Origin of the sequence: Providencia sp. R33 (genome assembly GCF_019343475.1) — a bacterium.
Taxonomy (GTDB): domain Bacteria; phylum Pseudomonadota; class Gammaproteobacteria; order Enterobacterales; family Enterobacteriaceae; genus Providencia.
Map to the genome: position 1 here is coordinate 3,030,542 of NZ_CP072453.1, position 12,888 is coordinate 3,043,429.

Annotated in this window: 10 protein-coding genes, 1 tRNA gene and 2 pseudogenes; 5 read left to right on the forward strand and 8 right to left on the reverse strand. The window is 37.0% G+C overall.

Annotated features, from left to right (window positions below):
- Positions 1-131: 131 nt before the first annotated feature.
- The 4 genes and pseudogenes from J6836_RS14225 to J6836_RS22785 form a co-directional block, all read left to right on the forward strand.
- Entirely contained in the window at positions 132-425 is a 294-nt protein-coding gene (locus J6836_RS14225; RefSeq protein WP_219244657.1) for a helix-turn-helix domain-containing protein, read from the forward strand.
- 229 nt (positions 426-654) lie between these two features.
- The gene (gene dicD, locus J6836_RS14230) at positions 655-1,227 is read left to right on the forward strand and encodes a division control transcriptional repressor DicD (protein ID WP_425299726.1); all 573 of its coding nucleotides are present in this window, start codon (positions 655-657) and stop codon (positions 1,225-1,227) included.
- A gap of 126 nt (positions 1,228-1,353) precedes the next feature.
- Positions 1,354-1,429 (forward strand) — tRNA-Phe (locus J6836_RS14235).
- A gap of 255 nt (positions 1,430-1,684) precedes the next feature.
- Positions 1,685-1,838: pseudogene (locus tag J6836_RS22785) on the forward strand (Arm DNA-binding domain-containing protein); the annotation flags it as partial.
- 148 nt (positions 1,839-1,986) lie between these two features.
- Here J6836_RS22785 and J6836_RS14245 read toward each other — a convergent pair.
- The 8 genes and pseudogenes from J6836_RS14245 to J6836_RS14280 all read right to left on the reverse strand — a co-directional run bounded on the left by J6836_RS14245 (position 1,987) and on the right by J6836_RS14280 (position 11,682).
- Positions 1,987-3,078, reverse strand: a complete 1,092-nt coding sequence (locus tag J6836_RS14245; protein ID WP_255586234.1) for a hypothetical protein — start codon at positions 3,076-3,078, stop codon at positions 1,987-1,989.
- A gap of 14 nt (positions 3,079-3,092) precedes the next feature.
- Positions 3,093-5,666 (reverse strand): fimbria/pilus outer membrane usher protein, encoded by a 2,574-nt coding sequence (locus J6836_RS14250; RefSeq protein ID WP_219244661.1) that lies wholly within the window; start codon positions 5,664-5,666, stop codon positions 3,093-3,095.
- A gap of 4 nt (positions 5,667-5,670) precedes the next feature.
- Positions 5,671-6,417 carry a fimbrial biogenesis chaperone gene (locus J6836_RS14255; RefSeq protein WP_219244662.1) on the reverse strand — a complete coding sequence of 249 codons (747 nt, stop codon included), beginning with the start codon at positions 6,415-6,417 and terminating at the stop codon, positions 5,671-5,673.
- Positions 6,408-6,602: a hypothetical protein gene (locus tag J6836_RS14260; RefSeq protein WP_219244663.1), complete on the reverse strand. Its 195-nt coding sequence runs from the start codon at positions 6,600-6,602 to the stop codon at positions 6,408-6,410. Before J6836_RS14260 ends, J6836_RS14255 begins: the two co-directional genes overlap by 10 nt.
- A 162-nt stretch (positions 6,603-6,764) precedes the next feature.
- A pseudogene (locus J6836_RS23350) lies at positions 6,765-6,827 on the reverse strand (hypothetical protein); the annotation flags it as partial.
- A gap of 997 nt (positions 6,828-7,824) precedes the next feature.
- Entirely contained in the window at positions 7,825-8,562 is a 738-nt protein-coding gene (locus J6836_RS14270; protein ID WP_219244664.1) for a fimbrial biogenesis chaperone, read from the reverse strand.
- A gap of 22 nt (positions 8,563-8,584) precedes the next feature.
- Entirely contained in the window at positions 8,585-11,068 is a 2,484-nt protein-coding gene (locus tag J6836_RS14275) for a fimbria/pilus outer membrane usher protein (RefSeq protein WP_219244665.1), read from the reverse strand.
- A gap of 83 nt (positions 11,069-11,151) precedes the next feature.
- Positions 11,152-11,682, reverse strand: a complete 531-nt coding sequence (locus tag J6836_RS14280; RefSeq protein ID WP_219244666.1) for a fimbrial protein — start codon at positions 11,680-11,682, stop codon at positions 11,152-11,154.
- A gap of 624 nt (positions 11,683-12,306) precedes the next feature.
- Between J6836_RS14280 and J6836_RS14285 the strand changes: the two genes are divergently transcribed.
- A complete protein-coding gene (locus J6836_RS14285) occupies positions 12,307-12,714 on the forward strand; it encodes a DUF2628 domain-containing protein (protein ID WP_219244667.1) in 408 nt (135 codons plus the stop codon).
- The last annotated feature ends 174 nt before the right edge of the window (positions 12,715-12,888 follow it).

Consider the following 12,888-nt stretch of genomic DNA (forward strand, 5'->3'; position numbering starts at 1 on the left):
CATCCTTGTTTAATAGGTACTAGGAAACCGTTCAGGTTCTCTTTTAAACTCGTTAAGCGAGCACTATATATAAAATAATCCTATTAATGAAAATAATTTATCTAGTCAACATTAATTTATTTGGAGGAGGAATGTTAAGTACTCAACGAAATGATAATACCAATGTTTCTATTTATATTGGAACTTATTTAAAACGCCGTAGAAAAGCAGTTGGTTTAACAGGTGCGCAATTAGCATCACGGTTAAGTATTAGCCAGCAGCAAGTTTCTCGTTACGAAAGAGGTAAAAATGCCATCACCATGCAAGGTCTGTTGGATATTTTACAAGCTCTTGAGCTAAGAAAGCATGATGTCGATGATTTTATGAAGAAAATTTTTCAGTTTTACTATATCGATGTTGCGCTAGAGGTGAATTTGATTAACTAAGACTCCAATCTAAATTTGAAATAACTCATTGATTTAGATTCAGGGGGGATAATTCCCCCTCCTGTTTTTCATGTTTAATATCATTATATTTCACAAAAAATGATAATTCCTCAAGCTACATACCTTTCCTATCAACGAGTTGTTCTCAAAGTAAACCGCTATAATTCAGCATTGATCATTGCTATGATGAAAAAAAACAGACCTCATGGTGATGGAGTTCACAATGCCTATCCAACGCGAAACGATTTTAAGCCATGCATTAAACCAATTGGAAATTCAGGGTTTATCCGCATCAACAGAAAATTTACTCAGTGAAATTGAATCTGATTTTTCGACTATTCGCCAATTTTGGCCTGATGATGAAGCGCTTGTTTATGATTGCCTACGTTTTCATGGGCAGCAAATTGAAATTTGGCAGCGCCAAACCCTCCTAGATGAAGCCCTAGGCCCACATCAGAAGCTAATGGCTCGTTACCAACAACTTTCAGAGAAAGTCAGTGAGGGGCGATTCCCAGGCTGTTTATTTATCTCTGCTTGTAATTATTACCCAGATTCCGATCACCCCATTCATCAACTCAGCCGTCTGCAAAAAGAAAATTCATTCAACTTCACCAAAGAGTTATTAGATGAGCTCGATATTGAAGACTCTGAGCTTGTCGCCAATCAAATGGAGCTAGTACTTGAAGGGTGTTTAAACAGATTGTTAGTTCAACGTGACATTCAAGATGTTGAAATAGCGCAACACCTTTCTGAAGATATTTTGACGATTGCGTTATGCCGGAAAAAAGGTGCTCTAAGCTAAAAAAGCATCATTCGCGCGTTAAACCACCACCTTTTGCTGAAAAAGAAAACATTCAGCAAAAAAATGCGTTTTTTTATGAAAAACTCATTGACGCAAACAGCTGAATACGGTTTAATGCGCCCCGTTGCCCGGATAGCTCAGTCGGTAGAGCAGGGGATTGAAAATCCCCGTGTCCTTGGTTCGATTCCGAGTCCGGGCACCACTATTTAAAGAACCCGCCCAAAAGGCGGGTTTTTGCTTTTCAGGTTAATGAAAATTAACACCCTCTCCCAAAACGCCAGCTCAACTGATTTCCATTCTACTCAGCCCTCTGCAATATCACTGTGCGACTATAATTTTAAGCATGTGATAATTCGGCAGGATTTTTTACCCGCGTTATCCCTCAGGAAGCTAGCTATGGCTTTAACTGGCGCTAAAATTTGGGTCGCGAAACCCTAGGAATTAACTGATAGCGCACTCTAAGTACTGGCAATTACGCTATCGTTATTTAGATAAGAGAAAACCTTAGCGTTAGGGTTATCCCCTAACGTTTCTTTATCAGAAGCACTGCTGAAGCAAGAAAGCTGATTGCTGATGGCATTGACCCCTGTGAACAAAAACGCGTGGCTAAATTTTGAAACGATTGCAAAACAATAGCGAGCCAGTAATGAAAACGGCGACACGATTACCTTCTATTTTTCATAAAAATAAACCGAGGGTTCGCCATTTAGCCCATATTCAATCAGAACTTCGCTGAAACGATGTTCAGCGAAAGAACGATTAACGCATAATAATTGAGAGCTCTACACTACCGCTGACTTTACCTGTTGTACCTTCTCCATAGGAGTAAAGCTCATAAACAATCTCATTATTGAAACTGGTTGTTGGTTGGTTTGATGATATTGTTGATAAATCTATTGGCGTTTGGTCAAGGGGGATGGCGATATTGTTTGAGCCTTTTTTGGCAAACAACCTAACAAAAGCCCCTGGCTTATTTTTGGAATCTAATAAGTTAACATCGAATAAATTACCTGCATAATACTGAGGTTTTACGTTCGCTGAAATCGCAATAGTCGCGTTTGAAGGGTTCTTATTTTGATTGCAAGTTACATTCATATTATTCGTCACACTGGCAAGCAATTCCTCATAATAATCCCCTGAACTTTGTGCGCCAAAGTTGACGTAAGTCGGTGTGTTTAGTGTACATGTTAGGCCAGATACAATGATCTCAATGGGCTCGTCCTTGGATACTAATCGTTCACCTACGGAACCTGTTCCAGGATTTTGAATAGAGATACCGATATCATTCAGTAAGTAATATGTCCCACTTTTTTGTTTACCTGTACCATAAACTAACAGCCTTCCAGTCGCTTTTACTTTGTGACGAATGGAGCCTGTTTGCGGGGTTGTTTGGTAAGGAGACCAAAGGCAATCACCAATTCCGAGACGCTGGTTTGTTTCCGAGCCCCAGCCATTAAAATGCCCAGTAACGGTATCAATGTAAAAGTTATTCGCGGGAACTACTCGGTCATCAACAAACGTGAATTCTGGGACCAGCATGATTTCACGGTCACCGACGGGGATGCCTCTCACCCCGTCAATACTCATTAGAACACCATAACCTTCTGAGCATAAATTAATGGCATTGTTATAGAGGTTATATAATTGAACATAATAGAAATTACCTAAAGGGTCTCCTGCGGGCCCATTGGTGACATGAGTGACGCTGGCCGTATAACTACCAAGGACACCAATCAAACCCCGGCCATTAAATACTTGGATTGTGCTTGAAAGACTGGGCGCTGCTGTCACTAATAGTATACTTAGCAAAAGATAGTGTTTTAATAATTTTATAATATTCATGACGGTCATATTATTTATCTCTTTTATTGGCATGACAGGTTTAAATTACGCAGAGATGAATAGGCATTTTCTGCAGAAGTGCTAATATCAAATGGGGCATGACAAGTTTGATTGTCATCTTTACCCCACTTAATGACCAATATTCCTTTTTCTGGTAACCCACTCAAATAAACGCGGCCATTGTCACCCACAATACCGGATATTGTATTGTGATTAGGCGTGTCACTATCTTGTTTTAATGAAGCAATCGCACCCATCGGGATAGAATTTTTGCTCGTTAATGTAAACATAACTTGATAGCCTTTTACGGTGTTAAAGTTAGCTCTGACCACCGCCCCTTTTGTTGGATACAAGTTAATTGATGTTTCTTTACTTTCTACATTCTCTGGCAAGGTGTTCACATCGAGACTGGCTATGTTTTGGGTATAGTCAGAAAGGTGAGGTACGATGGCATACCCGCGTGAGTCTACCGTTGTACTGCCGTTATTAATCGTGGTGCCTGCTGCTTGCGGTGCATAAATAATTGCAGCAGAATTCCCTAAATATTGACTCAATGCGATACCGCCTTGATGAACCACAAGGCCACCAGAACCGTTCACATACATCAATTGATTTTCTTTAGAATAGCTGTAGCCACCACCGATATAACCTTTATTGCCTTGGTAACCTAAGTTAATTGAGCTATTCAATTTCTGATCGCGATTATCGCTGTTTTCATTAAGCTGATAAGTCAGTTTATTATCTAAGAATTGACCATTGATCCCAGTTTGCTGATAAGTTCTACCTGAATTGTCATGGCTCAATTGGAAGTTACTGTAAATATTTTGGACGTCTTTATTTTCACTAAAAAGACTAAATGGGATGCTAATATTAAAGCTAACTTGTTTGTTTTCAGGCCAGTCGCCTTTTCCTTCGCTTCGGCTAATACTGTAGTCTAAGCCATAGTTTATACCGCGATAGAAACCATTATAGCCAATACCTAAGGTCGTAATCGTTTCTTTACGTCCCCAGTAATCACTGCGCATTCCGCGAAAATAAACGGATCCCCATTCACCCAGAGACTGGTTGATGTAAGACTGCAAACTACTGCGTTGTCGACCTGCTAGCCATGGTGCCGCATTATCTTTTAAGGTGTAACCCGCTTGGTTGAAATCCGCGAAACTATAATAATCTTTTGTCGAATAACGCAATGCTGTCAGGTCAACGGATGTACCACTCTCTGATAAGTTTTTAGAGTAACGAACACGGAAGGATTGGCCTTGCTTATTTTCATCATTGATTTTCGTGGAAGCATGGGTAATATCCATCGACATCGCCCCGAAAGTTCCAAGAGAGAAGCCGGTTCCGATAATTCCTGTCCAGTATTGGTCGGCACCGAGCATTCCCGTATAAATCGTGACAGCTTTAGGTAGACCGTAAATTAAGGTCCCCATAATAAAGTTACGCTCTTTGGAACCTTGTGTTATTCCGCCATTATATTTCCCTGCAGAAATTTCATACTTCGCACCACCCGCTCTTTGCATTACCGGTAGGGATGAGAATGACTGGGTAAATACACGAGTACTCCCGTCTTCTTCTTGTATGGAAACCTCTAAGTCACCCGCGGTACCTGTTGGATAAATATCATTAATAATAAATGGACCAGGAGCCACATACGTTTGGTAAATGGTATTTCCATTTTGCGTGATGGTAATACGGGAGTTCGAATTTGCTATCCCGCGTATTTGTGGCGCGAATCCGCGATTGCCTTTGGCTTCCATTTGCTCGTTCGATAGCAAGCGAACCCCTTTGAGTGGCACGCTATCAAGTACATCATTTTGAGTGCTGGTTTCACCCATCACGATTTCAGAATTTAACGCGTGGATATCACGAGAAACCGTTGTATTAGAAAATTGATTTTGGTTGTAGGTGGTTTTATTACCCGCATACTTAGCTTCATTATCCATATAAAGATAATTTGAGCGCAGGCGCCATGCACCTAAATTTATGCCACCATTTAAATTCACATAAATAGATTGATTCTTGGTTTTTCCAGACGATGAACTGCCATTGTATTGTTGTTTACTGCCATTTATTTGGTAATTCATTAAAAACGCAGGGATCCCTTGGTCCAATAACTCCGCAGGAACAGCACCTCTCTCACTTTGGCGCATCGCAATTTGAGGGATATTTAAATTCAAACTTAATTTAGCAACATTAAATTGTACCTGAGAATCAGGTATTATCGTTTCTAACGAATTGATTGGCTCGTTATGGGGTAATGCTTTTAATTTAGGAATAGACTGTATATTTACACCTAAACTTTCCAATAATTCAGGTGTAATTTCGGGTGTAACTTCACCTTTATCATTAGCTGCAAAAAATATTTCATGTTGGCCTTTATCTTCTTTATTAATTTGTAACGATACAACATAGCGCCCAGGTTGAACAATATCGGGTTGAGTAAATGCAGAAAGGTCGATGTCATTAACATCGGTACCTTCTGGTAAATTAAGTAGAGTCGGATCAAAATAAGGCGCAGAGTGAGCCATTCCACTAAATAAGTAGCAAGCTAACGCGAATGCAATAGGTTTTAATAAAAATGATTGATGTTTCATTGTTCTATTTATCCTGATTATACACTTCAAGCTTTGTTGCTAATCCATACTCATTTAATACTCGCCATGTAATCTCTCCGGATACAGAAGCGGGTAATTCAATTTGTAGTTCTCCAAAAGGTTGGAGACTATGATTAAGTCGCTCAATCGGAATGGAATAAGAGCCAACCTGTAATGAAGCGAAAGTCATTGATAAAGGTGTCGGGTTTTTAATAATTAATTTTTTATCATTTTGTGTGAATTTTAATGATGATACTTGGTTACCAATATTTATATTTTCAATTGCTTTTGGCCGATATAACATTTTTAAATAGATTGTCGGTGTTAAAATAAGGCCTGCACTTGATTGAAATTTAATATTTGATGTATCTGGTATCACCCTTAGCGCGATATAAAAAATAGTTTCTCTGTCATTTGCTAGATTGCCATCACTGACTCTTTGGATCCGCCAATTAAATCGTTCATTGGTGTTTAAGCGATGTAATGGTGGAGTAATCAAAAAAGGGCTTTCTCCATTTTGACCATCAAGCGCAGGTAAGCCCGTCAGTGGATTAGAAGGAATAATCTGTGCTTGAATTAAAGCCGAATCTGCAGTTGCATTTTCTAACCCAGCCATAACGCCTTTTTTATTGGATTCTAAATAGATAATACGCTCAGGCGAAAAATTAAATCCTGTATCCATATTTGATGCTTGAGCTGCACTAACACTGATAATAAAGAAGAAAGCCCATAAATTTTTTACTACTGACATGCCCCCCCCTTATTTTCTATGATAGAGCCTGAATTAACTTGGGTATCCCCACCGTAGTCATTAATCGCTTGCCAATCAATTTTTGTATTTGGCTCTAAACGGCTTGGTACAGAAACTTTTTGTTGGCTATAGGGTGATACCATCAAACCAATAGCGTCGTTAATGACCATATTTTTAATAGACAAGTTGCTTAATGTAATAAAATAAGGTGAATCATTTATAATACAAAGACCATTTGAACTCGTGGGAAATTTTAATTTTTCAATTGCTATTTCTGATGAGTAACTTAATTTAGTCGGTCTATAAAATAATTTAATAACTAAACGGGTACCTATAGATAATTGTGCCGCATCACTATTTATTAATTCTTGTGATACTCCAGGGATCGCTAGTGTACTAAAGTAGAAAATAGACTCTCGATCTTTGGGTAAATTATCTAATGAATTTTGAGGTAAACCCCTGTGCTTTCTATTTCCGCTGTTATTTCTAAAAAATTACCCGCGAAAGCATGTTGAGCTAAAGTGAAAATTAAACCGAAGAAAATGACTTTATTTTTATGGTTTAGAGTATTTTTCCGATTTTTTTCAGAGCGATTGATTTTTTAAATCATAAAGATGCTCAATTGAGTTGTTCATGTTTACACCATATAAGCGTTACCATTATTTACATATGGAAAAACATCCCCCATGAAAAGAGTCACCATAATTAGATGTGATGACTGTTATTTCTATTTTTTTGCGATGTGCGAGAAAAAAACGTGTTGGAAGATAAGAGTATGAGGAACTGTTTTCAATTTTTTTGGACTGTTTTTGGGTTAAAAAATAAAATACGCCATTATTCAAATAAAATATTATTGCTTTTCAGGGGTAAATTTTTTAAAAAAGAGAGAAAATCGAGGTGAACAATTTCTATTCGCCTAAAAAGCAAAAAAACACTGAAGATAGGGGCATAAATGCGTGGTACTGGGCTCTGAATGAAACTCACAATTTAATACATTGATATACATTATCGTAATTGTAAGATAAAAGAGCCTTGGCTTGGGATCCAAAAGTAAACGGCACTAAAAAATAGTGATAGAGAAACTGGAACTCGAGGGGATACATTAAAGTCTTGTTCAATGAAGAGCCAATGAGATGGCGTTTGCCATTGAATTCGTCCAGCATTTCACTGATGTTGGCATAGCTTGGCTATATTGAGCCATACCAACGCAAACACCAAAAGATGATAATGGGCTACCATTTAACCTCTTTTGGTGGCATGACTTTTCCTAAAGAAGCAAACGATAGCCTTAGTGTTGCTCGCAGACATTATTTTTGCAATAAGCTCAAACTAGCCGTGTTTGACAGCACACTTAACCTCTTTGAGATACCTTGTAGCGCTTTTATTCGTAGTTGTTTTTTGTGATTTTCATTGGTTTTTAACCAATGGTTGCAACTGACAATTCTGAGCGCTATCACATTGATATTTATTAAATTTCAACCCACCAAAATCATCAATATAACCCACTTCAAAACTATTCCATGACGGATTTTTTAATGTCACTGTAGTATCACTAAATGGCGCAATAATTGTCTCTGGGAAACTATTATCTTTGCTTCTATCTACATTAATATTCGTCACGATGATATTAAATGGTGTCGGGTTAGTTAGCTTAATGCTCCCGCCCTGCTTAGACACTTTCATATCACGTTGAAAATTCTTATCAGCTGAGACTTTGTAATCGATACCTTTTGGACGATAAAACAGCTTTAAGCGCGATTGGATAGTAAATTGAACCGCATTCGCTTCTTTACCTTGAGGTGGAATACCTAATATGTTGAAATAAAGCAGGCTTTCCCTATCAGTTGGTAATGTATTTTGCCCATCCATATACGAAATTTTGATTTGTTTTTTCTGTTTAGGGCCAATTTTTTGTAAAAAAGGTAATGCAACTAACGAATTAGTCAGTTTTTCACCTTTTTGGTTTTCTATCCAAGTTTGCGCTAAAAATGAAGAAGCAGGATCTTGATTGTCAACAACGACACTTGTTCCACCCTCTGCTTCATTAAAAATAATACGGGTTCTATCTAATCCAAGTACTGCATATGCCTGACTCATTACGCTTGATAACAAAACAATGGAAAATACTTTTTTAAATAATGTCATTTTTTCACCCATTTAAATCACATTAGTGACGACAAGTAATTGAATTGCTGCTTTTGGCAAGAAGACTGTCAGCCAGGAATGTACACGCTTGTGCATCCCCCCAGTTGACGCTAAGTTGATCGCCCATGTTCAACCCAGTTAAGTACACGATGCCAGATTCAGCAATAATGCCTGAAACTTTACCCGTTACGTTATTTTTCACCACTGAACCTAATGGCGGGTATTGACCATTAGTTAGTTTAATTCTTGTTATTAATGACTTGCCAATATCAGCATCCATTTTAACGTAGCCTATTGCACCATCTGTGAGTGTAGACTCTAAAACGTTATCATCAATATTAACGGTATCTGGAAGGTTATTCACATCAACCTTATATTCCATATTATAGTAGGTTGGTACATTACTGATGGTCGCTAACCCACGATTATTCGTTGTTGCATTACCGTTTTCAATAACAACACCTTTTGCATTCGGTACATCAACCACCAAACGAGATTGGTCGCGATACGTTAAGCGGTGAGCTGTAATACCATGCTGTGTCGCAGTAACTGAACCACTCATTGCCATACTGAATGAATTCATAGAGTCTGATAACGATCCTGTCACTTGAACTTGCCCTATATCACCACTGTGCGAAATATAAGAGCTAACTATCCCTTCTGATAATCCATCTTGTGTCGATGCTGTAATATTATAATTCGTATCTTTATTGACATATCGGCTATAGTTTACGTTGTTCATATAGCGCTTATTATTGTCACTATAAGATGCGAAGTAAGACATTGACGCATTTTGGTTTTCAGAGCCTAATGGTTTACTTACAGACAAATAAATCTGGTTATCTGTTTTATCATTTGATCCACGAACTTGGTTCAAGGACAATGAAATATTACCGCCTTTCATCATTCCTTCATCAAAGTACTTATTAATTCCTAAACTAAAATAGTTACTTTGTTTGCCATTCCAGTATGTCCTACGTGATGCCGTGATATTCGCACTTGCATTGATAACACGTAATTGCTGAGCATAAGATAATGAAAATACATGTTTATCTTTATTGATATCAGATCCCTGTTTGTCTGCAAAATTTTGCTCAACAAAATTGGATAATGAATTAAAGGTTCTGTCTGCAAAGCGATACCCTGTTAATGTCAACTGCCCATCAATACTTGGTAAATCTTTTGCATAGTTAATGCGGTAGCTTTTTCCTTTTTCACGGCCCAATAAAGTGTCCGCATAAGATTGGGTAATATCCACAGAAAAAGCGCCTAAAAAACCGATATTTTGACCAATACCAACGTTAACTGCTTGATATTTATTCCCTGACGTCGCCACTAACCCACCAAAGACTGAGGTGTTATTGAATACCCCAACAGAGCTTTCCACAGTCATAAAATTATCGTTGGCAAAGCTCCCATTTTTCGGGGATAACTGGCCCAAATTCATGGTGTAGCGAACTTGGCCCTTACGAGTCAAAAATGGGATATTAGTTGTCGTAAACTGAAACTTCGTTTCTTTACCATTATCTTCTGCCACTGTGACGTCAATGGTTCCCATAACTGATTGACTTAAGTCTTTTATGACAAAAGGACCCGCTGGAACTTTGACTTGGCTGATAATACGGCCATTTTGTGATAATGTGACGGTTGCATTTGAGGCAGCAATCCCTGTAATTTGAGGTGCATAACCTCTGAGATTAGGTGGCATCATGCTTTCATCGGTAAAAACGCTCACGCCTTTGAAACGCACACTATCAAACAAGTCCGATTTAACAAAAATCTCCCCAGCAAATAGCTTCGCGGATAAACTCGCAATATCTCTAAAAGCATAAACTTGCTCCCAATCTAAACTGCGTTTTTTACCGCCACCCTCTTCTTTTCCTACTAATTTATTTTCATATTGATAGCTTGCTCGTAAACGCCATTGAGCCAAATTTGCCCCCACGTTACCGAATGCATATAACTGGTTACGTGTTTCTTCATTTTTGCGAACTAAATGATTATCGCTAATCGTGTAATCTAAAATGAGACCAGCAATACCGTAATCACGCATCTCAGGGCTAACCCACGAAGAGTTACTTAATTCCATGTATTTTTGTGGAATAGAAATAACAAGGACCTGTTCGCTATCATTAAAGTCGATGGTCACATTTTCATCGAATGATAATAAGTTGATGCAATTATCTTCTTGAGATGATATTAGCTTTTCTTTGGTTTCTTCATTTAAAGGAAAACGTTTTATTAACTCCGCTGTAATACATGGTTCAATAATTCCATTATTGCTAACAAACTTAATTTTTTCTCCACGAATAATTTTTTTATCATTTAATATAATATCTGATTCATACAAACCTTCACTTAAACTATTTTTTTCAAAGTAGCTTAAGTCAATATTATCGTCTACAGACAAATTAAGCGCATTCACATTAAAAGTTTCAGCGTTAGAATATCCACCACATATAATGAGTGAAATAATATAACCTATATTTTTTTTCTTAAAATACATGTTTTCACTCTTATAGTAATAGAAAGGGATACAAAGCTTTACGCTAAAAAGCGTAAAGCTTTTGACTGAGCATAATGACTATATTACTCGTAGCTTAATACATAGTTTGCGACAGAGTTGATGCTACCTGAAGTCGCTGCACCTGTTGATTCTGCTTGTGCAGATAAAATAATTGTTGTTTCAGATGCTTTCAGTGTTTGAGTTAAAACATCACCTGGTTTAATTACTTTTCCTTCATTATCAAAGAACGCTACTGCAACGTTACCTGCGCTACCGGCGTTCGACCATAATGTAGGTTTAGTTGTATCTGGCTGACCATTAAATTCAATTTTCACTTTAGAGTATGGAGAACCCGCAGTACCTGAGTCTAATTGGCAATCTTGTAATTTTAATTCGAAAGTATTTAATGGGCCTTTATTACCTACAGTTGATAAATTAGCTGCTGAAATACTTCCTAACTGAACTTCTTTATTAACATCAGAAGGAGCAATCGTACAAGCGCCGCTATTTACTGTTCCTTTAAATGTAATTTTACCTGAACCTGCATCCGCAGCCATTGCAGAAATAGAAGTTGTCGTTAATGCTAAGCATAATGCAATCAATGTTTTATTCATTCTATATACCTTATTTAAAAGTTATTTAATTAAAATTTTTCATCTGTTGTTGGGAACGAGACAAATATTATCCATAAAAAGCGTACGCAGATATCTCTAAAGTATGTATTCCACTCAAAGAATGTAACTAAATATATTTAATTAACTCATTGATATAAATGAGAAATTAAAAAACAAAAAATTTATCATTACGATTTCCAACAAAAAAGCAGATCAACAAACAGGATTAAAAATCCGAAAATCAGTAATAACTCAGTATAAAAGACCAACAAATCCAATATAAACAAAAATACACACGCAAAGAGTAAAACGTGAGTGAAATATATTTTATATACACCAAATTAGTGTTTTTGAGATATTTATTTACAACCATTCACTGAATTGAAATGAATTTATAGCGTCAAATTACCAGCGTTATAAAAAAATAAATACAATCAATTGATTTTGAAAAGAAAAAATAACCAATCATATATCTCAACCTTACAATTCCTTCTTAATAAAAGAAACGCACCAAGTAAGAATAATCTATAAATCAATAATTTAAGATTTTTTCTCTTCTGCTTATTGCTGTTTTAACAGTATTATTTGCGTTATGGATTTATTTAAAACAGTAAGGGATGAAAAATGGAACAAAAACAATATTCTAATAAATGGCAAAAGCGCTTTGATTTCTTTGATACCCACGGAGCACCTGATACAGCTGAGTTTAAAGCCGCATTAAAAGCAGAGTCTTTCAGTGGACGACTTCTAATTAATATGAACTTTTTTGCCTTTTTCTTTGGCATTATTTATTTTTTAATTTTAGGCTTATGGAAAAAGGGTTTAGTCCTGCTAGGCATTTCCATTGGCTTAGGTCTGGTACTTAATATTATCGATTTTATGATTGGTGGCACCATTCCTAATGGAGCATATACTGGGCTATCTGTTGGTATTTCAGTACTTTGGGCTATGATTGCAAACTACGCTTATTATATAAAAGAAACCAAAGGGCTAGATGGCTGGAACCCATTTGAAGGGATCCGCATGGTGTAACCAAATAAGTTTCACCCATTATTTAAATTGCTTAGCCTAGAAATGCTTGTTAGGCTAAGCGCCTTTAGAAAAGCCTTATTAAATTCAGTACTCACATTTAGCTTTACTCCGCCACTGTAATCTGAATACCTATCTACATAATGACAAAAATCTCCACTTTATCTTTATCAATGA